Below are 20,700 nucleotides of genomic sequence, written 5' to 3'. Positions count from 1 at the left end.
CCGGCCCGACGGCGGGACGTGCGTCCGGCCCGGCGGGCGGTGGTGTACGAATTCCCTTGTGAACGAACAGATCCGGACCCCGGCCCAGGGCCGCGCCGAGGCCCCGCCGCAGTCCCCCACCGTCCGCGTGTTCATAGCGCTCGCGCCGCCCGACGACGCGAAGGACGAGCTGGCGCGGGAGCTGCGGCCCGCCTACGACGCGTACCCGCGCATGCGCTGGAACCGCATCGAGGACTGGCACATCACCCTGGCGTTCCTCGGCGAACTGCCGGTGGCGGCCGTCCCGCGCCTGCGGGAGCCGCTCGCGGAACTGGCGGCGGGGCGCCGGCCCGTACAGCTGGCGATGCGCGGCGGCGGTCACTTCGACGAACGGGTGCTGTGGAGCGGGATCGAGGGGGACCTCGACGGGCTGCACCTGCTCGCCGACGAGGTACGCGCCGTGGTCAGGGAGTGCGGTGTGGACTTCCCGGAACGGCCGCTGCGCCCCCATCTGACCCTGGCCCGGGCCCGGCGCGACGACCCCGCCAGCGTCGTGGACGTCGCCCGCGCGCTCGCCCCGTTCAACGGCCGCCCCTGGCCCGCCGCACGCCTGCACCTGGTGGGCAGCAACATCGGCCGGGGCCCGGGACCGATCCACTACCGCGACATCGAGGCGTGGCGCTTCGGCGGCTGAACCCGCCGCGTGAGCCGTACCCGCGCCCCGGGCCCCGGACCCGGTCCCGTCGCCGCTGATGGGGACGGGGGCGGGTCCGAAGCGCGGTACGTCGACCAGGAGCGCGCCGCGGAGCCGCACGCGGTCAGACGGTGACCGGGACCTCGGACTCCTTGTTCCCGACCTGCTCGTCGGCGGCCGCGGCCTGCGCCGGGACGGCGGCCGCGCCCTGCTGTACGGCCGTGTAGTAGACCGTCGAACCCTGCTTGGCACGCTCGACCCGGCCACGGGCCACCAGACGCTCGGTGGTGGTGCGCACCACGTTGTCGCTGAGGTTGCGGTCCGGGTGTACGGCCGTCAGCGCCTGGGCCACCTCACCGGCCGTCTTCGGCTCCGTGCGGGTGCTCAGGTGCTGGTGGATCAGCTCGGCCAGCGGGGTCTGCTTCTCCGTCGGGGCGACGGCCTTCTTCGGGGCGGCCTGCTTGGCGGGCGCCTTCTTGGCCGGAGCGGCCTGCTTGGCGGGCGCCTTCTTGGCCGGGGCGGCCTGCTTCGCCACTGCCTTGGTGGCCTTGGCGGCCTTGGCCGTGGTGGGCTTCGCCGACGCCTCCGCCGCCCCCGCCGCCGCGGTCGCCTTCGCCGCCTTCGTCGCCTTCCGGGCGGTCGTGGCGCTCGTGGCGGCCTTCCGGCCGGCCCGCGGCGCGGGCACCACAGCCGCGGAGGTACCGAGGGCCGCGCGCATCCCGGTCAGGAGTTCGTGGTCCTGCTCCAGACCGGCCAGCCGCTCCCCCAGCGAGGCGATCTCCACGCGGATTCGTTCCTGCTCGGCGGTGTTCAGGTCGAGGTCCGCCCCGACCTTCTCCGCGTACTGGGACTTGAGAGTGGGAATCTCCTGAGCGGTCATGAGAGCTCCTCGGTAGGGGTGTTCGGCGTATGCAGAGGTGTTGGGTGCGGACTCTACCCAGGAAACCTGTGTGGTGTATCTTCGAGCGTCGCTTTGAGGTTGCGCAGGGTGATCTGGATGTTCCGGCGCTGGAAATCGGCGAACACATGCCCGCGCGTAGCCACCTTGTCGAACGTGTTTGCCACGACATCGGGCCACGAACGCCGGTCATCGGTCCAGGTCTCCGTCACCCGTGTGCCCTCCGGGACGGGTTCGAACCGGTACTCCCAGGTGGCGATCGCGCCCGGCAGACGCGGCCGCTTGATTCCGATGGCGTGCACCCGGAACCGGAAGAGCAGGTCCTGATCGGCGGCCGTCACCGTACAGCGCGTGGTCCAGCGGAAGGCGCCGCGCTTGTTGTGTCCGTCGAATTCCATGCCGACGTAGGCCTCTTCCCGGTGGTCGCCGCGCACGGTAGCCCCCAGGTTCTCCGGGCTCCAACGGCCCATCCGGACGGGGTCGGAAACGTGCTGGTAGACGGTGGAGGGGCTGACACCGACGCAGATGCTGTCGGACACGCTGAATTGACGAGGCATGACACACACTCCGATCTCTCGCGCGTCACGCTACCGCCGGTTCCCCGTCTTAGCTACCACCCGGTAACACTGCCTCGCGGGGCCGTGGAGCACACACCACACCCGCGTACGCTCTTCCCCGTGCCCCAGACCTCCCGCCCGCACCGTGTCGCCGTCCTCGTCCTGGAGGGCGCGAAGCCCCTCGATGTCGGCATCCCCGCGCAGGTGTTCACGACCCGCGCGAGCATGCCGTACGAGGTCCGGGTGTGCGGTGCGGCGCCCGGACCGGTGAGCGGCGGAGACGGCCTGTCGTACTCCGTAGCCCACGGCCTCGACGCGCTGACGTGGGCCGACATCGTCTTCGTCCCCGGCTACCGCTTCCCGGACCGGGAGGACCCGCCGCGGGCCGTCGTCGACGCGCTGACCGCCGCCCACGACCGCGGGGCGCGGCTCGCCGCCATCTCGACGGGTGCCTTCGCGCTCGCCGCGACGGGTCTCCTCGACGGCAAGCGCGCCACGACGCACTGGCACTACACCCGGGCCCTCGCCGCCCAGCACCCGCTGGTCCGGGTCGACGAGAACGTCCTGTTCGTCGACGAGGGCGGCATACTGACGTCGGCGGGCGCCGCCTCGGGCATCGACCTGTGCCTGCACATCCTGCGCGGCGACCTCGGGGTGGCCGCGTCGAACCACACGGCCCGGCGGCTGGTCGCGGCCCCCTACCGCAGCGGCGGCCAGGCGCAGTACGTACCGCGCAGCGTGCCCGAACCGCTCGGCGAGCGGTTCGCCGCCACCCGCGAATGGGCGCTGCGCCGGCTGGGCGAGCCGCTCACCCTGGAGGTGCTGGCCCGGCACGCGGCGGTGTCGGCCCGCACGTTCTCCCGGCGGTTCGCCGACGACACCGGGTACACGCCGATGCAGTGGGTGATGCGTGCCCGTATCGATGTGGCCCGTGAGCTGCTGGAACGTTCGGAGCGGAGCGTCGAGCAGATCGCGGCGGACGTCGGTCTCGGTACCGGCGCGAACCTGCGGGCACACTTCCAGCGCATCCTGCGCACCACCCCGAGCGAGTACCGGCGCACCTTCGCGCGGGGCGAGTGAGGCGCGAGCGGCGCCCCGAGCCGGGCACGCGTGGCGCGATCCTTGCGGACCGTGGCGATCACGCCGCTGTCGCCGGCGGCCGGATCGAGCGAACCTGGGGGTGACCCGAAAGGACACCCCTCATGACTCGCATCGCCATCAACGGATTCGGCCGCATCGGACGCAACGCGCTGCGCGTACTGCTCGAGCGCGACAGCGGCAGCAGCCTCGAAGTGGTCGCCGTCAACGACCTCACGGAGCCCGCGACCCTCGCGCGGCTGCTCGCCTACGACACGACGGCGGGGCGGCTCGGCCGTCCGGTGACGGTCGACGGGGACACCCTCGTCGTCGACGGCCGTCGTATCAAGGTGCTCGCCGAGCGCGAACCCTCGCAGCTTCCGTGGGCCGAACTCGGCGTGGACATCGTGCTGGAGGCGACCGGTCGCTTCACCTCGGCCAAGGCGGCCCGCGCCCACATCGACGCGGGAGCGAAGCGGGTGCTCGTCAGCGCTCCGGCGGACGGCGCCGACGTCACGCTCGCGTTCGGGGTGAACACCGACGCGTACGACCCGGCCGTGCACACGATCATCTCGAACGCCTCGTGCACCACCAACGCGCTCGCGCCGCTGGCCAAGGTGCTCGACGACCTGGCCGGTATCGAGCACGGTTTCATGACGACGGTGCACGCCTACACGCAGGAGCAGAACCTTCAGGACGGCCCGCACCGCGACCCGCGGCGCGCCCGCGCCGCGGCCGTCAACATCGTCCCGACGACGACGGGGGCCGCCAAGGCGATCGGCCTGGTGCTGCCGGCCCTCGAGGGCAAGCTGTCGGGTGACTCGATCCGCGTTCCGGTGCCGGTGGGATCGATCGTGGAACTCAACACGACCGTGGCGCGCGACGTGACGCGCGAGGACGTGCTGGCGGCGTACCGCGCCGCCGCGGACGGACCGCTGGCGGGGGTGCTGGAGTACTCGCAGGACGCGCTCGTCTCGTCCGACATCACGGGCAACCCGGCCTCGTCGATCTTCGACTCGGCACTCACCCGGGTAGACGGCCGCCACATCAAGGTGGTCGCCTGGTACGACAACGAGTGGGGCTTCTCGAACCGGGTGATCGACACCCTCGAACTCCTCGCCGCCACCCCCGCACACTGAGCGCTGGCGCTGTCTCCGGTTCCCCCTGTGTCTTCATGGACCGCACCGGCCCCGGTACGACGACCGGGGCCGGTACGGCGGGAGGGTCAGCCCAGGTGCTGGTAGGCCTCGTGCTCCGTCTCCCCGCCCTTGGCGCAGGAAGAGGTGTAGAGGGGGCCGAAGTGCGCGGGGATCGCGGCGATGGAGTCGCAGTGGGAGAAGTAGCGGGTCGCACCGGCGGTGTACGACTCGAAGTCCGCACCGGAGCTGGCCATGGCGGCTCCGGCGCCACCGAGCAGGACGCCACCGGCGAGAACGGTCGCGGTCAGGGCAGTGCGCATACGCATGAGTGCTCCAAGAGATCCAGGGGCCGGTCACACCACAGGACAGTGATGCGAGCGGCGGGTCACACAGTGAAACCTGGCCGGACGGCGACGGGACACGCCACACCACCCGAACGGCCCCGGGACGCGTCCCCCGTACGGTCGCCGCGTGGGCCCTGATCCGCCGAACGGCGGGGCCTCGCTTCGACGACCTCGACGACCTCGACCACGTCCACACAGCGCATCAGCCGTCCCCCGGCCCGGTGGGCGTCGGCGGCGGGCACGACGATTTCGCACACGGCCCGGTCGGTCCCCGAGGTCCTGAACGAAAACTCCAGCACCGGCAGGGTGTTGAGGACGGTCACGATGCGCGAGAGCGCGTGCGCGCGGCCGTTGAGATTCACGGTGACGGTGAACGCGCTGGCGGGCTCGGGGAGTTCGCGGCCTTCGGGGAGTCCGGTCCGCGACACGGTGTCGCCGAGGGTCTCGGGTGCCATGAGCGGGGCGAGGGTCATGAGAGGGGGTGCTCCTGTCCTGTGGGGCGGAAAGCCACTCGTGACGGAAAACAAAAAGACCCCTCGCGGATGCGAGAGGTCTGCGTGCGGGCGGTGGGCTGCGGGGAGGTTCGCTCCGTCAGCTCCGGGCCGGCACGCCGGCGCTAATAATCGGCTGGCGCAGCATGGCGCCGATTCTGGCACAGGCCACGAGCCGACGCCGCCCCATCTCACCATGCGGATGTCCCCGCTCCGCCCCCTCGCGGGCTCGGTCGGCCGTCGTACCGGCCGTACCGCCCGTCCTCGCGGACCAGCTCACGGAGGCCCCGCCGGCGGTGGGTGCGTCACGCCTCCGCGACGGCCTCCAGCGGGCTCAGCGCGGCCGCCCGGCGGGCCGGGACCGCGGCTGCGAGCACGCCGATCGCGAGGGACGCCAGACAGACCAGGAGGAGGGTCCCCCAGGGCAGCGCCAGGGAGTACTGGGCGACCGCGCCGTTGGCCAGCGCGCCGACCGCCCAGGCTCCGAACAGGCCGCCCGCCAGGCCCAGGGCCGTACCGAAGGCCGCCACGGTCAGCGACTCCCGGCGGATCATCCGCCGGATCCCGGCGCGGTCCATGCCGATGGCGCGCAGGACGCCGATCTCGCGGGTGCGTTCCGACACCGACATGGCCAGGGTGTTCATGATGCCGAGGGCGGAGATCACGGCGCCGATGGCGAGCAGCCCGTACATCAGGGTGAGCAGGGTACCCACACTTCCGGCGGCGTCGCGGACGAGTGCCTCGCGGTCCTTCACCTGGAGCAGCGGGCTGTTGCCCACGGCGGCGCGCAGCCGGTCCTCGGTGGTCTTCGAGACGGCGGCCGCGCTGTCGGTACGGACGAGGATCCGCTGGACGGACCCGGGCTTGAAGCTGTTCTCCCGCACCTCGCTCCGGGCGCCCACCGCGTCGTGTGCGGTGGGGTTGTCCCGGTACACGCCGATGACGGTGTACTGCTTGTCGTTCTGGGCGCGGCCCATACTGGCGCTGATCCGGCCGCCGGTCGTCAGTGCGTGCTCCCGGGCGACGGTGCTGGAGACGGCGATCCGGCCCGGACCGAGGTCCTTGAGCGAGCCGCTGACGAAGTCGAGCTTCATGACGCTGTTCACGGCGTCGGCGCCCTGTCCGGCGCCATGATCGGTGTCCACGCCGGATATCTCCCGGACCTGGCCGCCGGTCATCACCACGGAGTCCGTGACGGCCGTCGCCGTCCGCACCCCGGGGGTGGCGGCCACCCGCTGCTCGGCGGCGGGGTCGATGGCGGTCGTGCTGGTACGGGTGCTGATCACGTAGTCGGCGCTGAGGCCCGCCGCGGCCTGGCGGTCGAGGGCCCGGCCCGTGGAGTTGCCGATGACGGCGAGCCCAGCGACCAGCGCCGTGCTGATCATCAGGGCGGAGGCGGTGGCGGCGGTACGCCGGGGGTCGCGCAGCGCGTTCTCGCGTGCGAGGCGGCCGATGATCCCGGGGCGGCCGGTCCGGTGACCCGCCCGACGGCCCGTGAGCCGGGCGGTGAGCCGTCCCCCCAGCTCTCCGCACAGCCGGATGACGGGGGGCGCGAGGAGCGGTGCCAGCACGATCAGGGCGACGACGAGGAGGGCGCAGCCCAGCATCGCGTTCCGCAGGTTCGCCTCCGAGGCGTCCTCGGCCCCGGTCAGCGACACCAGCCATCCGCCGCCGAGGGCGAGCAGGGCCAGTCCCGCCGCGCCCCGGATCCGGGACGCGGTGGCGGTGTGCGGCTGGTCGGCCGCGCGCAGCGCCTCGATGGGCGCGACCTTCGCCGCCTTGCGGGACGGCAGCCACGCGGCGAGCACCGTGATGCCCACGCCCACGCCGAGCGCCGCCACGACGGGGAACGGGCCGATCACCAGGGGACCGCGCGCAAGCGTGTCCTGCGAGGTGCTCAGGACGTCGGGCAGTACGGAGGCGATGCCGAGGCCGAGTACGAAACCGATCGCCGAGGCGGCGAGGCCGACCAGGGCCGCCTCCCAGAGGACGGTACGCACCACCTGGCGGCGCGAGGCGCCGATCGCCCGCAGCAGGGCGGTCTCGCGGGTGCGCCGGGCGACGAGCATGGTGAAGGTGTTGACGATGAGGAACGAGCCGATGAAGAGCGAGACCCCGGCGAAGATCATCGGCAGCTTCTGGTAGCCCCGGGTCAGCGCATTGACGTAGCTGGCCTGCTGGGTGGCCTGGGCGGCGCCGCTGACAGCCTCGGCCCGGTCGGCCGGGAGTACGGCGGTGACACGCTCGGAGAGGGTGAACTGGTCGGTGCCGGGGGCTGCGGACAGGTCGATCGAGGTGTAGTGGCCCGGGGTCGCGAACAACTCCTGGGCGGTCGCCCTGTCGAACAGGGTGAGGGTCCCGCCCGCGTTGACCCGCGGGTCCTTGGTGGTGACGATGCCCACGAGCCGCTTCTTCATGACCGGGCCGTCGGTGGCGAGGGTGATCTCGTCCCCGATGCCGAACCCGCCCGCGGCGGCGGTCCCCCTGTCGACGGCGACCTCATCGGCGTTCCGGGGGGCGTGGCCCTCGACCACCGGGTAGCGGCTGTCCTTGCCGTCCTTGTCCGGGACGTACGCGCCCGCCGGGTTCGCCCACGCCGTGCCCGAGCGGAGCGGCGTACCGTCCGCGGCGTTCAGTGCCGCCGAGCCGTCGGCCGCGGGGCGTACCGCGGCGGCGCCGGGTACGGCGGCGAGTTCGCGTACGAGCGCGTCGTCGAGCGCGCCCCCCTTCTCGTCCCAGGCGGCACCGGGCTTGGGTGCCTTCGGGTTCACAGTGACCGCGATGTCCGCGAAGTCGCGCGACGTGGCGGCGCGTTGCGCCGCGGCGGAGGAGTCCGCGAAGACGAGGGTGCCGCAGATGAATGCGACACCCAGGCAGACCGCGAGGACGGTCATGGCCAGACGGGCCTTGGCCGCCAGGACGTTGCGCAGGGCTGTTCTCAGCATGGATAGCTTTCCGGGCCGTGGGGTGGGGTGAGGTGGGGCGGGGCGGGGTGGAGAGGGGGACGGGGCGGGTCAGCCGGTGCGGGAGCGGGTGTCGAGCGCCTTCATCCGGTCCAGGACCCGCTCGGGGGTGGGCTGGACCATCTCGTCGACCAGCTGGCCGTCGGAGAGGAACACCACGCGGTCGGCGAAGCCCGCGGCGACCGGGTCGTGCGTCACCATGACCACCGTCTGTGCCAGGTCCCGCACCGAGTCGCGCAGGAAGCCGAGCACCTCGGCGCCGGCGCGGGAGTCGAGGTTGCCGGTGGGCTCGTCGCCGAAGATGATCGCGGGGCGGGAGACCAGCGCGCGGGCCACGGCAACGCGCTGCTGCTGCCCGCCGGACAGCTGGCCGGGCCGGTGGCCGAGCCGTTGCGACAGGCCGACCATGGCCACCAGACGGTCCAGCCACTGCTGGTCGGGGCGGCGCCCGGCGATGGTCAGCGGCAGGGTGATGTTCTCCAGCGCGGTGAGCGTCGGCAGCAGGTTGAACGCCTGGAAGATGAAGCCGATCCGGTCCCGGCGCAGCTCGGTGAGCTGCCGGTCTCCCAGTGTGCTCAGCTCGGTGCCGCCGATGCGGACGGAGCCGGAGCTGACCGAGTCGAGCCCGGCCGCGCAGTGCATCAGGGTGGACTTGCCGCAGCCGGAAGGGCCCATGATCGCGGTGAACTGGCCTTCCCGGAAGCCGATGCTGACATCGTCCAGGGCGACGACACGGGTGTCGCCGCTGCCGTAGACCTTCGAGAGGCCGGTGGTGGCGGCCGCGATCCCGGTCGTCGGGTGCGGTGCGAGAGCCTCACAGGGTGCGGGCGTCACAGGGGACTCCTCTTCGGGTGCGGTGGATTGCACTTCGAAGGGTGTCCGGGGAACGTATCGGGGCCTCAGCCGCTGTGTATCGGCTTGCGCGCCGCTGTGCGGCAGTTCTGTAGGGCCGCGGGCCGCGGTGGAGGAGCGGGCGGGCGCGCGGTCAGGCGGGCAGGCGCAGGGTGGCGACGGCGCCGCCGTCCGGGGCGTTGTCCAGGCGCAGTTCGGCGCCGAGGACCCGGGCCTGGCCCAGGGCGATGGTCAGGCCCAGGCCGTGGCCCGAGCCGCGCTCGTTGGCGCCCGCGACGCCCGTACCCGCAGTGCCCGTGCCCGTGCCCGCAGTGCCCGTGCCCGTGCCCGCAGTGCCCGTGCCCGCAGTGCCCGTGTGGAAACGGCGCGGGCCGTCGCGCAGCAGCTCCGGGGGGAATCCGGGGCCGTGGTCGCGGACGACGACCGTACGGTCCTCCCCGGAGGCTTCGACGCTGACCTCGACCGGGGGGTTCCCGTGCCGGTGCGCGTTGAGGACGAGGTTGCCGACGATCCGTTCGAGGCGGCGCGGGTCGGTCTCCACGGTCGTGGCGCCCGGGTGCGGAGGATCGGCCACCGTGACGGTGACGGAGGCGTCGAGTCCGGTGCGTGCCACGGCCTCGCGGACGACGGCGGCGAGCGGCACGTGGGCGCGGACCGGATGTTCGGCGCCCGCGTCCAGCCGGGAGATCTCCAGCAGGTCCTCGACCAGGCCGCGCAGGTCCCGTACCCGGTTGCGGAGCAGGTCCTCCGTCTCACCGGGCGGCAGCAGGTCGACGGTGGCCAGCAGCCCGCCGACGGGGGTGCGCAGCTCGTGGGCCACGTCCGCGGTGAACTGCCGCTCGGTACGCAGCCGTCGGCCGAGGCTGTCGGCCATCAGGTCGACGGTGGCGGCGATGTCGGCCACCTCGTCGCGGCCCTTGGTCGGCCCGGTACGGGCGTCCAGGTCGCCGGCGGAGATGCGGCCCGCGGTCTCGGAGACCCGCCGCAGCCGTCGGCCGAGCAGCCCGGCCCCGTAGAACGCCGGCGGTGTGGCCGCCGCGAGCGCGACCAGCGAGGCCACGGTCATGGTCACGTCGAGCCGGTACAGCTCCTGGAACTCCGCGTAAAGGGTCACCTGGACGGCCAGCACCGGGCTGCCCGGGCCGCCGACCCGCTGGGCGCCCCAGACGGTCGGGTCCATGCTGCCGGGGGTGTTCCCGCCGTAGGACACGTGGCGGGCGCCGTCGGCCGGGTCCCGCAGGGCGTAGGGCAACTCGGCCGGATCGAGCCGGGCATTGTTCGTGAGGGCGCCGGTGCGCCGGTAGACGTCCACGGCCGAGGTCACGGCGTCGAAGGCCTGCCTCTCGGCCCGGTGCCGGATGTCGTGCGCGGTCCACACGTGCACCAACAGGCCCACCACCAGCGCGACCAGACAGGCCGTTGCCGCGGCCAGCGCGGCCGTCTTCCAGCGCAGGGGGATCCGGACCGACCGCGACCGGGGGAACGGACGCACCGCGATCAGCGCCTGAACTTGTAGCCGAAGCCGCGGACCGTCTCGATCCGGTGGCGGCCCACCTTCTTGCGCAGCCGCTGCACGCACAGGTCCACGACGCGGCTGTCGCCGTCCCAGCCGTAGTCCCAGACGTTGCGCAGAAGGGTGTGCCGCTCCAGCACGACGCCCGGGTGGGCGGCGAACTCCAGCAGCAGCTTCAGCTCGGTCGGGGTCAGCGCCACCGGGCTTCCGGAGAGGGCCACCTCCAGCCCACCGGTGTCGATGGTCAGGTCCCCGAAGACCAGCCGTTCACCCGCGGAGGGCTCGGAGGGCTGCGGGGGCGCGTAGGTCGCCCGCCGTAGGAGGGAGCGGATGCGTGCCACGAGTACGTACGTGTCCACGGGCTTCACCACGTAGTCGTCCGCCCCGGCCTCCAGACCGGCGACGACATCGAGCCCGTCGCCGCGGGCGGACATCATCAGGATCGGCACCAGGCTGGTCTCCCGGGCGCGGCGGCACAGGCCGATCCCGTCCAGTCCGGGCAGCATCACGTCGAGGATGAGCAGGTCGAAGGTGTGCTCGCGCAAGAGCTCCAGCCCCGTCAGGCCGTCGGCGGCGGCCTTCATCTGGTAGCCGTAGCGCTCCAGGGCGACGGTGAAGGACCGGCGCATCAGGTCGTCGTCCTCCACCAGCAGCACGCGCACGGGGCGCGGGACGGGGGCCGGGGCGGCGGCGGACGAGGACACGGCGACGACTCCTGTGGGGATGGTCCGGCGGGGCGGGGGCGAGGCTGACGGGCGACTCGCACGGAACGATACGGCAGGTACCGGGCGCGCGACGGGGAGCGCGACCGCCTCGCACGACGGGCACGCGATACCCTCCCGCACACCGCACCCACCCGAGAACCAGCAGGTCAGGTGGGGTACCTCGGCTCTGTCGGGGGCCGTTACCGGGCCCGTACGGCGCTCCGCGCGCCCTTCGCCGCGGCGGGCGGGCGTACCGCTTCGATGGACAACAGAGCGGTTCCTGATACCCGCCGGATACACGGCCCGGGGGCGCTCGCGGTGGCGGTCAGCGGCGAAGGCCCGCGTCGAGCTGGTGGAGGAACGTGCTCTGCCGGGTCCGGCCGGCGCCGCGCACCGGGAAGCGCCGTACGACCTCGCGGACCGCCGGCGACGCCTGCTCGATCGCCCACCGGATCTCCGCGTCGCCGACACCGGGGTCGTCGCCCGCCGCGAGTTCGTGGGCCTGTGCCTGGTACATCGCGGGCCCGAGGGCGTGCTTCGCCTGGTGCAGGTTGGCCAACGCGTGCATGTAGGGCGCCGCCGCCGCGCAGGCCGCGGCGCGCGCGGCGGCCGCGGCCACCGGATCGCCGACCTCGCGCGCGGCCGCCTGCGCCGCCCACGCGAGGGAACGCAGCTGTCCCGTCCGCTTCCCGCCCAGCCCGAACTCCCGCGCGGCCCCGATCGCATCGCGCGGGCGGGTGTCCGAGGGGGCCCGCGCCTCGAAGAGCGGCAGCGCGCGCCCAGCGCAAGCGACAGCCCAGAGGGTGACCATTCGCCGCTCCTCCTCGCTCAGCGTCATCGCACTCGTACCGGCATCGCTGTCGGGTTCGGCACCCATCGCTCTCCCCTCCTGCATCCTTGCCGGGGCGGCCACCGCGCGCGGCCGTTCGCTCGTCCCATGGCCTCCCGGCGTTCTCCCGATGATCCGATTGTTACCCATGAACGGAGTTCACCCCGTCCGGTGGGCTGCCCAACTCATCACCGACATCCGCGCCCTGCGCACCACCGTCTTCGACATCGCCGACCGCCTTCGCTCCTGGCAGTAGCCGGGCGCTACGGGGCGTGGCCACGCCGGCGAGGTGAACCACCGGGCGCCCAGGGGCAGTACGGCGCAGCACCTCCGGGTGGCCCGGCCGCCGCCCGGAGCAGAGGCGGTCCGCTGCCAGTGCCCGGCGCGGAGGCGGTCCGCCGTCAGCGCCCCGAGCAGAGGCGGTCCGCCGTCAGGCGGCCGGCAGGATCTCCACGCCGAGGGCCGTGAGCTGCCTGACGACGGCGTCGTGCTGGGCCGCGTCGGTGATCAGGCCGCTGATCCCCTCCCAGGGCAGGACGCGGAACCGCGAAGCCGTGCCGATCTTCTCGGAGGAGGCCAGGACGAAGGTGTCGGCGGCCCGTGCGGCCAGGGCGCGCTTCATCGCGGCCTCCTCGGCATCGCCGGTGGTCAGTCCCGCCTCGGGGTGTACCCCGGTGACGCCGAGGAGGTACAGGTCGGCGGACACGTTCTGCGCGGCCTCGACCGCGGCGGCGCCGCACGCGACCGCCGAGTGCTTGAAGACACGGCCGCCGAGCAGGAAGATCTCGGCCCGCGGATGGTCGAGCAGGGCGGCCGCGACGGTCGGGCTGTGGGTGATCACGGTGCAGGCCAGGTCCTGCGGGAGCGCCCGTACGACGGCCAGGGCGGTGGTGCCGCCGTCGAGGATCAGCGCGCTGCCCGGCCGCACCAGCCCGGCGGCCACCGCGGCCACCTTCCGCTTGCCGTCGGCGGCCACGCCCTGCCGGGCGCCGTAGTCCGCCACGGCCGGGGAGACCGGGAGCGCCCCGCCGTAGACCCGTTGACACAGCCCCTCGGCCGCGAGGTCGCGCAGGTCACGTCGCACGCTGTCCTCGGAGATCCCCAGGTCGGCGGCGACGTCCTTGGCGACGATCTTGCCCTCGCTGGTCAGCAGACCCAGCAGGTGGTCACGGCGTTCAGCAGCCAGCATCCGCATTCTCTCCTGTTCTTACACGTTTCTGCATGTAGTGTAGCGCCCCATGACCGACCAGCCCATGCCCGGCGCCGACACACCCGACCACCGCGGCCGCACCGGCCTCGACCGGGCCGGACGCGACCTCGACCGCAACCCCGACGTGGTGATCCGCGACGTCGAACTCACCTCCCGGGGCTGGCACGTCCTGCGGCGCACGACCTTCGACTACCGCCGCCGCGACGGCCGTTGGGGCCGTCAGCAGCGCGAGACCTACGACCGGGGCGACGGGGCGGTCGTCCTGCCGTACGACGCCGAGCGCCGCCTCGTCCTGCTCACCCGCCAGTTCCGCTACCCGGCCTACGTGAACGACCACCCCGACGGCATGCTCGTCGAAGCCGCCGCGGGGCTGCTCGACGCGGACGACCCGGCAGCCGCCGTACGACGTGAGAGCGCCGAGGAAGTGGGCGTCGAGCTCGGCCCGCTCACCCCCGTCCTCGCCGCCTACATGAGCCCCGGCTCCGTCACCGAGCGCCTCCACTTCTTCGCGGCCCCCTACACCGCGGCCGACCGCACCGGGCCGGGCGGCGGCCTGGAGGAGGACGGCGAGGACATCGAGGTCCTCGAACTGCCCTTCGCCGAGGCCCTCGCCATGACGCGCGACGGGCGCATCGCCGACGGCAAGACGATCCTGCTCCTGCAGTGGGCGGCGCTGGACGGCCCCTTCGCCGCGTCAGGCGGAGCAGACGGGTAGCCCGGGGTCGTCGTGGGTCCGTACGGCGGGCAGCCAGGCGGCGCCGCCGTCGGGAACGTCCGCCAGATGGACGCGGAACCAGTTGGGGGTCCCCACCCCGTGCTCGTCCTCGATCCGGATGCCGTTGGTCACCATGCAGTCGGCCATCAGGACATCGCCGTGCCACACGTGGTGCGCCACGGCGTTGTGCAGGTCATAGGTCACATACGGGTTCTTGGCCAGGCTGAGCCGACAGGCCGGGAGGCGCTCGGACTGGGGCTTGCAGTCGCCGTCGATGTCGAATATCCGGATGGGTGCCAGGGCGCCGACCGGGCCCGTCGGGACGGCAGGGGCCGATGGGGACGGCGGAGGCGACAGGGGCGGCACGGACGACGCGGACGCCCGGGACGACGTAGCGCTCCCGGTCTCGGCGTCGGTCATCAGGACGTCGGCGGTGTCCCGGTCCTGGAGCCCGATGGAGATGGCCGCGCCCACCAGGGCGGCGGCGCCGGTGACCGCCAGCCACAGGAACACGAAACGGCGCCGCGACCCGGGCCACGACGTGGAACGGCGGTCGGCCGGCTCTGACGGCCGGGGCACCGGGCTCGGCGCGATCACCGCAGGCGCCGGGCTCGGCGACGGCGCCGACAGTTCCGGGTCGGCGCGGAGGATCGCCGTGTGGATCGCGGAGAGTTCGGGTCCGGGGTCGAGGCCGAGTTCGTCGGCGAGGTGGCGCCGGGTCTCGGCGAAGCGCTGGATCGCGTCGGCCTGACGGCCGGTGCGGTACAGCGCGATGAGCAGCTGCCCGACGAGCTGTTCGCGCTGCGGGGCGGCCTCGACGAGTTCGGTGAGTACGGGCACCAGCTCGGCCTCCCGTCCGAGGCGCAGCTCGCAGGCCGCCAGCCGCTGCCAGGCGTCCAGCCGCTCCTCGTGCAGACGCGCCCGCGCCGGTTCGGCGAACGCGGCGTTGACGCCGGACAGCGGTTCGCCGCGCCACATCCCGAGCGCGGCGCGCAGGCTCTCCGACGCCTGCTCGGCCTGGTGAGCGGCCATCTCCCCGGCGGCCCGGCGGACCAGGGCGCGGAAGTCCAGCAGGTCGAGTTCGCCGTCGCCGACTGCGCAGGTGTAACCGTCGGCCGTGGTCTGGATCCGGTCGGCGAGGCCGGTCCCGCGCAGGGTCTGGCGCAGGGCGGAGACCGCGCTGTGGATCTGGGTCCGGGCGCTGCTCGGTGCTTCGTCGGCCCAGATCGAGTCCATCAGCCGGTCGAGGGTGACGGGCTGCCGCGCGTGCAGGAGCAGGTAGGCCAGGACGGCCCGCCGCTGCGGGCACTGCACCTCGATCAGCCCGTCGGCCCCCTCAAACCCCACCTGTCCCAGAACCGTGAACCGCATGGCTGGCTCCCCCTCGGATGCGCGCAGTCTTCCCGTCGGACAGTCGTCGCGTCGGACGGTCTCCGCGTCGCCAGGCTTCGCATCGCGGGGTTCGCGTCACCAGGCTTCGCATCGCGGGGTTCGCGATCCGCCCTGCCGGACCACGGGCGTTCGTCCTGGTCCAGGCGGTTTGCGCCGCCGTATAGCGCGCGGTTGGCGGACGCATAGCGGGGACCGGGCACAGTGAAGTCCTCCTCGGCCGGTCATAAACCGAGCGACCCCGGCGACCCGGGAGACCAAGCAGAAAGGACCGATGTGCGCGGACTCTCACGAAGACTCGCGCCCAGGCCGATGACGACAGTACTGGCGACCGGCCGCCCTCGGCGCCGTCGGGTCGTTGACGGCGGCCGCCGCCCCCGCTCACACCGCCGCGCCGTGTGAGCCACGCGAACACCAGGACGACGTCTCACAGACAGCCCTGGACTACGCGGGCGCCCGGCGGATGCAGTCGAAGGTACCCGGCCCCACCCCGGGCGGCGGTGACGGCACCGGCCAGCTCAGGCACGCCACCTGGGGCGACACCCTGAACGTCCGCGCACAGCCCAACACCGGTGCGGTCGTGGTCACTTCCCTCCCGGGCAGCACCAGCGTCCTCATCTCCTGCGAGGCGCACGCCCAGTACGTGCTCCAGCATCTATACGCGCGCGGCCACAGGACGCCCCGAAGGACCACACCCAGCTCTCCGAAGGAGTCATCATGTCGCTTCGTATGACAGCCAAGTCGGCCGCAGTGGCGGCCGCGTCGATCGCCCTGATCGCCACCGCGGTCACCGGAACGGCCTCCACCACCCCCTCCGGCACCGCGCCCGCCGCCGCCCCCGTCTCCGCGAGCGGCGACAACTCCAACGCCAGCGTGTGGGGACCGCGGGAAGGCCGGCTCCCGCTTCTCGGCGGTGACGTCCCCTGCGCCGAGGGCGCCTTCTGCCTGTACGACACGGCGGGCGGCTCCACGCATTTCGAGCTGCCTCACTGCACCACGTACAACCTGAACAACTGGAACGGGATCGGCGGCTGGTACAGCAACCAGACCGGCGGAGCGGTGGCCCGGATCCAGGACAGCCGCCACAACACCATCTGGTCCGTCTGGCCGGAAGGCTTCAACTACTACGCCGACCTGAGCCCCGCGTACTACGTGGTGCCCTGCTGACAGCCCCGCGAGGATCGGGGTGCGCGCCGGCTCTGCCGGAGCCGTCGCTACCCCGGACCCCACCAGGCCGGTGACACGCTGATCGACCACGCGTCGCCCGTCTGGTGGTCCGCGGGGTCGTTCGGGTCGTGGTCGCCCTGTCCGTAGGGGTCGGGGGTCACAAGCCGTTGATGACGTCCCATCGTTGCGAGGCGCCCCCGGTACACGTCGTGGCGTTGACACGGTCGTTCGCGGTCCGCGCGAGACACGTGCCGCTCACCTTGTTCTTGATCAGCGCTCCGGCGGCCGACGTGTCGTCGATGGCCCACAGCGCCGCCTGGTCGGCGGCGGCGCAGGGCTTCATGGTCGGTTGCCCGCTGCGCAGCGTGAGGCACAGCCGGGTCGCCCGCTGCCGCAACGCGGTGTGCGCGATCGCGTTGTCCCAGTACCACACCTGGTAATCGCCGTAGTTGCAGGTCGTTACGTACGGGCCGAAGTCGGCCCGGAAGTCCAGGCATTTCGGGGACGAAGACCGATCCTGGAAGGCGGAACTCGACGGCGCCGCGCTCGCCGGTGCGCCACTCAGGCCCACCGCGACCACCACCCCCACCCCTACAGCAGCCAGTTTCTTCAGTAACACGGCAGCCCTCCTCCGCTCGGCCCGGGTCCGCCGAGATGACACCGAGTCTGCCCAAGGCGGGCCCGGAGGGAAAGTACGCACCCAGAGGTTCGGCGGATTCCGTTACGTGTGCCGGTTCGGATATTCCGTACCGGACGTCGCGGACCCGCCGACCCGCGGACCCGCCGGGCCCGGGTGGCCCACGCGCCGCCCCCTACCGCCTCGGGCCTCCTGCCGCGTGCGTCGCCGTGCCCGCCACGGCCAGGACCAGGGCCGTCCAGGTCGCCGCTGCCGTGCCCGGTGACAGGAGCATCCGGGTCAGGGCCTGGGTGGCCGCGTCCGGCGCGGCCGGGACGACGAAGGACGGCGACGGCCACGCGAACGGCGGGATCCACGCGTGCCGCCACCCGCACGAGGCCGCCCCGAAGGCGGCGAGTCCCATCAGCCCCGCGCTGTTGCGCACGACGAAGGCGGCCTCGGCGGGCTGGCCGCTCATCGTCCGCACCGCCAGCAGCACCGCGGCGATGAGCGCTCCGCCGAGCAGTACGTGCGCCGCCCTGCGCGGCATCCAGCGGACCGCCGCCGTGCGGTCCAACCCCAGCTCCTGGCCGCCGAGTCCGACCGAGAGCGCCGTCGCCCCCGCGGTGAGGACGAGCGTGGCCAGCCGTGGATCTCCCGGTCCCCCGCCGCCGATCCGGGCGAGCGCCCACACCGCGACCGCGCTGAGCAGCACGGCGGCCAGTGAGGCGGGTACCCGCCGCGAACGCGCGTACAGCGTCAGCCATCTCACTGGGCCGCACCGCCGTTCAGCGCGGCGAGCGCGTCGCCCGAGCAGGAGAGCGTGGCGGCGTGCATCGCGGTGATCCGCTGCCGCTGCTCGGGCAGGGGCAGCGCCTTGAGCTCCTCCCACACCGGCCGGGCCACATCGGCACGGACGAAACGAGAGTGCCGACAGGACCCGTCCGGGCCCTGTCGGCACTCTCGTGGAAGGTGGCGGCCGTGTGGCCGTCGGATCAGTTGACGTTGACTCCGGACCAGGCCGCGGCGACGGCCGTGTACTCGGCGGACGTCGTTCCGTACAGCTCGCCCGCCGCGCTGAGCGTGGCGGTGCGGGCGCCCTTGTAGTTGGTGGTGGACGTCATGTGCACGGTGAGCGCGCGGTACCAGATCTTGAGGGCCTTGTCCCGGCCGATTCCGGTGAGGACGGAACCGTTGGAGGTCGGGCTGTTGTAGGAGACGCCGTTGATGGTCTTGGCGCCACTGCCCTCGGACAGCAGGTAGAAGAAGTGGTTGGCGACACCCGAGGAGTAGTGGACGTCGAGGTTGCCGACGCCGGAGGACCAGGAGTCGGCGGAGCCGCCGTCCTTGGAGGGCTTGTCCATGTAGCGCAGCGGCGTGCCGTTGCCGTTGAGGTCGATCAGCTCACCGATGAGGTAGTCGCCCTTGTCCGAGGCGAGGTTGGCGTAGAACTCCACTCCGGTGCCGAAGATGTCAGAGGTGGCCTCGTTCAGGCCGCCCGACTCGCCGGAGTAGTTCAGACCGGCGGTGTTCGCGGTGACGCCGTGGCTCATCTCGTGGCCGGAGACGTCCAGTTCGGTCAGCGGGTGCGTGTTGCTCGCACCGTCGCCGTACGTCATGCAGAAGCAGTTGTCGTCCCAGAAGGCGTTGACGTAGTTGCGGCCGTAGTGGACCCGGCTGTAGGCGCCGACACCGTCGTTGCGGATGCCGCTGCGGCCGAAGGTGTTCTTGTAGAAGTCCCAGGTGGCCGCCGCGCCGTACTGGGCGTCGACCGCCGCGGACTGGCCGTTGGAGACGGTTCCGGTACCCCAGGCGTTGTCGGCGTCGGTGTAGAGGGTGCCGTTGCCCGAGGTCTTGTTGGCGAGGTTGGTGGTGTACTGCCCGCCACGCGTGGCGTCCTTCAACTGATACGTGGATCCACTCAAGTTGGTGGTCAGCGGCACCGATCCGACGAACACGCCCTTGCCGCTGCCGGTGGCGTTGGTGGTCTGGATCGCCTCGTGGGTGGAGAGGACCTCGCCGCTCGCCGCGTCGGTCACGATGCGCTGGCTGCTGGGGGTGCCGTCGGCGCGCACGCCCTCGACGACGGTCTCGTACGCGAGGCGCGGGGTGCCGCTGGCGGCCCAGACGACGAGGCGGGGGGTGCCGGTCCGGCCGACCGAGGAGAGGGCGGGCTCGTCGGCGTCCTTCGTGATGCCGACGGTGGCCTGTACGGCGCCGGCGGCCTTGGTGGCCGCCTGGCCCGCGGAGAGCTTCGGCGAGAGCGAAGCGGGGGCGATCGGAGCCTGGACCGCCTTGTCGGCCGACTTCACGGCCCCCTTGGCGTCCTGGTGGACTATGAGGTCGCCGCCGAGCACCGGCAGACCGTTGTACGTGCGCTCGTAACGGACGTGACGGCTTCCGTCCGCGTCCGTCACGACGTCCTTGGCGACCAGCTTCTCCGTGCTGCCCAGTCCCAGGGCACCCGCGGCGGCGGGTGCCTCGGCGGCGGCGCGGGCGAGATCGGCGGCGTGCTGCTGCGCGGGGCCGGAAGCGGGAGCGGGGGCAGGAGCGGCCTGGGCCGCACCGGCGCTGACCTGGATGGCACCGGCGAGCAGGGCCGAGGCAGAGAGTACGGCTCCGACAGTGAGCTTTCGCTTCACGTGGGTCTTCCTTCCGATCCAACCGCGTGTGCGCGGTCGCACCTCGTTCCGGGGCACTTGGGTGAGTGCTCGCAGGGGGCGGAACGGGCGCTGCGACTCCGTGCGGTCAACGCGCCTGCCGGGGTGGGGATCGACCGGCGGTGCCGTACGAAGCTGTCGGAAGCATGACAATCGGCTTGGTCAAATGAACAGAGGGGAAAAGGAATTGGCACAGTTCCGCCACGACTGACGGTCCGTAACTTACTGAGGCCCCATCAGGGAAATTGCGCATAACGGCCGAACAGGGCCGCGGAAGTGTGGTTACTGCAGGTACTTCGGGGTGCGTTTCGGGGAATCGGCGCCATCTCCGACATAGCCGTCAACGTTACGGCCGCATTGCCGTGGCGTGTCCTCAAGTGGGGCCTGGAGCGGCGGTGGCGGGTAATCGCCACCCCGCGCAGTGGTGGCGGTAAGAGTGAAGTCGTGCCGGTGCGGGTAGGCGGGACCGGCGACGTAAAAGCGCGACGTGCGCCGCCCCCACACCGAGCACGGTGGGCACAGCGCACGTCGTCACTACCGGTCCGGCTCCCGCCGGATGCGGTCCTACGGAGCGCGGTGGGGGGTGCCCCCCGTCTTACCCTTGGGGCCTCGCGGGCCGGTGGGCCCGGGCGGACCCGAGCGGCAGTGCTCGTCGCCGCCCCCGCCACCCGCGGCCACTCTGTTCGGCTGGTCCTCGTCGTCCTCCTGCGGATGGCCCACGCACGGGTTCCCGCCGCCCGGCCGCGTCACCCGGGCATCCGCGTTCTGCGCCGCGGCCACGGCCGGAGCGGCCACTCCCGCCAGTACCAGAGTGAGCGAGGCGAAGGCACTCGCGGCGAGCCACGTGCCCCGGCGGGGCAGCGGTCCCAGGCGTGACCCCGTCGTGTAGTCAGGCTCCATGTG

Annotated in this window: 22 protein-coding genes; 6 read left to right on the top strand and 16 right to left on the bottom strand. The window is 72.7% G+C overall.

Annotation, left to right across the window (positions count from 1 at the left end; all coding sequences use genetic code 11):
• Positions 1-58 precede the first annotated feature (58 nt).
• Entirely contained in the window at positions 59-673 is a 615-nt protein-coding gene (thpR, locus tag QMF80_RS05905) for an RNA 2',3'-cyclic phosphodiesterase (RefSeq protein WP_283450170.1), read from the top strand.
• Positions 674-797: 124 nt separating this feature from the next.
• Here the strand turns inward: thpR and QMF80_RS05900 are convergent, their stop codons facing one another.
• Positions 798-1,553 (bottom strand): BlaI/MecI/CopY family transcriptional regulator, encoded by a 756-nt coding sequence (locus QMF80_RS05900; RefSeq protein WP_283450169.1) that lies wholly within the window; start codon positions 1,551-1,553, stop codon positions 798-800.
• 53 nt (positions 1,554-1,606) lie between these two features.
• Complete coding sequence (locus QMF80_RS05895; protein ID WP_283450167.1) at positions 1,607-2,128, bottom strand: SRPBCC family protein; 522 nt, start codon at positions 2,126-2,128, stop codon at positions 1,607-1,609.
• A gap of 120 nt (positions 2,129-2,248) precedes the next feature.
• On the opposite strand from QMF80_RS05895, the gene QMF80_RS05890 reads away from it, so the two are divergent.
• Together QMF80_RS05890 and gap are read left to right on the top strand one after the other, a co-directional pair.
• Positions 2,249-3,208 carry a GlxA family transcriptional regulator gene (locus tag QMF80_RS05890; RefSeq protein ID WP_283450165.1) on the top strand — a complete coding sequence of 320 codons (960 nt, stop codon included), beginning with the start codon at positions 2,249-2,251 and terminating at the stop codon, positions 3,206-3,208.
• A 122-nt stretch (positions 3,209-3,330) separates the two neighbouring features.
• Positions 3,331-4,344, top strand: coding sequence for a type I glyceraldehyde-3-phosphate dehydrogenase (gene gap, locus QMF80_RS05885; RefSeq protein ID WP_283450163.1), 1,014 nt, complete (start codon positions 3,331-3,333; stop codon positions 4,342-4,344).
• Positions 4,345-4,430: 86 nt separating this feature from the next.
• On the opposite strand, the gene QMF80_RS05880 is transcribed toward gap, so the two are convergent.
• From QMF80_RS05880 to QMF80_RS05845, 8 genes are all read right to left on the bottom strand, one after another.
• Positions 4,431-4,670, bottom strand: a complete 240-nt coding sequence (locus QMF80_RS05880; RefSeq protein ID WP_283450161.1) for a hypothetical protein — start codon at positions 4,668-4,670, stop codon at positions 4,431-4,433.
• Between the two features lie 59 nt (positions 4,671-4,729).
• A complete protein-coding gene (locus QMF80_RS05875; protein ID WP_283450160.1) occupies positions 4,730-5,161 on the bottom strand; it encodes a hypothetical protein in 432 nt (143 codons plus the stop codon).
• A 323-nt stretch (positions 5,162-5,484) separates the two neighbouring features.
• The gene (locus tag QMF80_RS05870) at positions 5,485-8,124 is read right to left on the bottom strand and encodes an ABC transporter permease (protein ID WP_283450159.1); all 2,640 of its coding nucleotides are present in this window, start codon (positions 8,122-8,124) and stop codon (positions 5,485-5,487) included.
• Between the two features lie 69 nt (positions 8,125-8,193).
• Entirely contained in the window at positions 8,194-8,976 is a 783-nt protein-coding gene (locus QMF80_RS05865) for an ABC transporter ATP-binding protein (protein ID WP_283450157.1), read from the bottom strand.
• A gap of 151 nt (positions 8,977-9,127) precedes the next feature.
• Positions 9,128-10,486, bottom strand: coding sequence for a sensor histidine kinase (locus tag QMF80_RS05860; RefSeq protein ID WP_283450155.1), 1,359 nt, complete (start codon positions 10,484-10,486; stop codon positions 9,128-9,130).
• 5 nt (positions 10,487-10,491) lie between these two features.
• Positions 10,492-11,211 (bottom strand): two-component system response regulator CseB, encoded by a 720-nt coding sequence (gene cseB / locus QMF80_RS05855; RefSeq protein ID WP_283450153.1) that lies wholly within the window; start codon positions 11,209-11,211, stop codon positions 10,492-10,494.
• Between the two features lie 325 nt (positions 11,212-11,536).
• Positions 11,537-12,088: a putative immunity protein gene (locus QMF80_RS05850; RefSeq protein ID WP_283450152.1), complete on the bottom strand. Its 552-nt coding sequence runs from the start codon at positions 12,086-12,088 to the stop codon at positions 11,537-11,539.
• Positions 12,089-12,470: 382 nt separating this feature from the next.
• Positions 12,471-13,229, bottom strand: a complete 759-nt coding sequence (locus QMF80_RS05845; RefSeq protein ID WP_283450150.1) for a DeoR/GlpR family DNA-binding transcription regulator — start codon at positions 13,227-13,229, stop codon at positions 12,471-12,473.
• 49 nt (positions 13,230-13,278) lie between these two features.
• Between QMF80_RS05845 and QMF80_RS05840 the strand changes: the two genes are divergently transcribed.
• Positions 13,279-13,965 carry an NUDIX domain-containing protein gene (locus QMF80_RS05840; protein ID WP_283450148.1) on the top strand — a complete coding sequence of 229 codons (687 nt, stop codon included), beginning with the start codon at positions 13,279-13,281 and terminating at the stop codon, positions 13,963-13,965.
• On the opposite strand, the gene QMF80_RS05835 is transcribed toward QMF80_RS05840, so the two are convergent.
• The gene (locus QMF80_RS05835) at positions 13,945-15,336 is read right to left on the bottom strand and encodes an AfsR/SARP family transcriptional regulator (RefSeq protein WP_283450146.1); all 1,392 of its coding nucleotides are present in this window, start codon (positions 15,334-15,336) and stop codon (positions 13,945-13,947) included. The genes QMF80_RS05840 and QMF80_RS05835 overlap by 21 nt on opposite strands.
• A 481-nt stretch (positions 15,337-15,817) precedes the next feature.
• Here QMF80_RS05835 and QMF80_RS05830 point away from each other — a divergent pair, with 481 nt between their 5' ends.
• Both QMF80_RS05830 and QMF80_RS05825 read left to right on the top strand, forming a co-directional pair.
• Positions 15,818-16,087: an SH3 domain-containing protein gene (locus QMF80_RS05830; protein ID WP_283450144.1), complete on the top strand. Its 270-nt coding sequence runs from the start codon at positions 15,818-15,820 to the stop codon at positions 16,085-16,087.
• Positions 16,072-16,521: a hypothetical protein gene (locus QMF80_RS05825; protein WP_283450142.1), complete on the top strand. Its 450-nt coding sequence runs from the start codon at positions 16,072-16,074 to the stop codon at positions 16,519-16,521. Before QMF80_RS05830 ends, QMF80_RS05825 begins: the two co-directional genes overlap by 16 nt.
• Positions 16,522-16,678: 157 nt before the next feature.
• Here the strand turns inward: QMF80_RS05825 and QMF80_RS05820 are convergent, their stop codons facing one another.
• From QMF80_RS05820 to QMF80_RS05800, 5 genes are all read right to left on the bottom strand, one after another.
• Complete coding sequence (locus QMF80_RS05820; RefSeq protein WP_283450140.1) at positions 16,679-17,140, bottom strand: RICIN domain-containing protein; 462 nt, start codon at positions 17,138-17,140, stop codon at positions 16,679-16,681.
• Between the two features lie 193 nt (positions 17,141-17,333).
• Positions 17,334-17,909: a hypothetical protein gene (locus QMF80_RS05815; protein WP_283450138.1), complete on the bottom strand. Its 576-nt coding sequence runs from the start codon at positions 17,907-17,909 to the stop codon at positions 17,334-17,336.
• Positions 17,906-18,043, bottom strand: coding sequence for a hypothetical protein (locus tag QMF80_RS05810; protein WP_283450136.1), 138 nt, complete (start codon positions 18,041-18,043; stop codon positions 17,906-17,908). The genes QMF80_RS05815 and QMF80_RS05810 overlap by 4 nt, the downstream gene beginning before the upstream one ends.
• Before the next feature lie 89 nt (positions 18,044-18,132).
• Positions 18,133-19,779, bottom strand: a complete 1,647-nt coding sequence (locus QMF80_RS05805; protein WP_283450134.1) for a M4 family metallopeptidase — start codon at positions 19,777-19,779, stop codon at positions 18,133-18,135.
• Between the two features lie 582 nt (positions 19,780-20,361).
• Complete coding sequence (locus QMF80_RS05800) at positions 20,362-20,697, bottom strand: hypothetical protein (RefSeq protein WP_283450132.1); 336 nt, start codon at positions 20,695-20,697, stop codon at positions 20,362-20,364.
• Positions 20,698-20,700 lie beyond the last annotated feature (3 nt).

The organism is Streptomyces sp. G-G2 (genome assembly GCF_030063135.1).
In the GTDB taxonomy this organism is placed as follows: domain Bacteria; phylum Actinomycetota; class Actinomycetes; order Streptomycetales; family Streptomycetaceae; genus Streptomyces.
This window is presented reverse-complemented; position numbering and strand designations above follow the sequence as displayed.

Excerpts from the sequence above, each read along its gene's own strand:
- QMF80_RS05900 (WP_283450169.1), bottom strand. The coding sequence starts at position 1,553 with ATGACCGCTCAGGAGATTCCCACTCTCAAGTCCCAGTACGCGGAGAAG.
- QMF80_RS05895 (WP_283450167.1), bottom strand. The coding sequence starts at position 2,128 with ATGCCTCGTCAATTCAGCGTGTCCGACAGCATCTGCGTCGGTGTCAGC.
- gap (WP_283450163.1), top strand. The coding sequence starts at position 3,331 with ATGACTCGCATCGCCATCAACGGATTCGGCCGCATCGGACGCAACGCG.
- QMF80_RS05880 (WP_283450161.1), bottom strand. The coding sequence starts at position 4,670 with ATGCGTATGCGCACTGCCCTGACCGCGACCGTTCTCGCCGGTGGCGTC.
- QMF80_RS05875 (WP_283450160.1), bottom strand. The coding sequence starts at position 5,161 with ATGACCCTCGCCCCGCTCATGGCACCCGAGACCCTCGGCGACACCGTG.
- QMF80_RS05870 (WP_283450159.1), bottom strand. The coding sequence starts at position 8,124 with ATGCTGAGAACAGCCCTGCGCAACGTCCTGGCGGCCAAGGCCCGTCTG.
- QMF80_RS05850 (WP_283450152.1), bottom strand. The coding sequence starts at position 12,088 with ATGGGTGCCGAACCCGACAGCGATGCCGGTACGAGTGCGATGACGCTG.
- QMF80_RS05845 (WP_283450150.1), bottom strand. The coding sequence starts at position 13,229 with ATGCTGGCTGCTGAACGCCGTGACCACCTGCTGGGTCTGCTGACCAGC.
- QMF80_RS05840 (WP_283450148.1), top strand. The coding sequence starts at position 13,279 with ATGACCGACCAGCCCATGCCCGGCGCCGACACACCCGACCACCGCGGC.
- QMF80_RS05835 (WP_283450146.1), bottom strand. The coding sequence starts at position 15,336 with ATGCGGTTCACGGTTCTGGGACAGGTGGGGTTTGAGGGGGCCGACGGG.
- QMF80_RS05830 (WP_283450144.1), top strand. The coding sequence starts at position 15,818 with ATGCAGTCGAAGGTACCCGGCCCCACCCCGGGCGGCGGTGACGGCACC.
- QMF80_RS05825 (WP_283450142.1), top strand. The coding sequence starts at position 16,072 with ATGTCGCTTCGTATGACAGCCAAGTCGGCCGCAGTGGCGGCCGCGTCG.
- QMF80_RS05800 (WP_283450132.1), bottom strand. The coding sequence starts at position 20,697 with ATGGAGCCTGACTACACGACGGGGTCACGCCTGGGACCGCTGCCCCGC.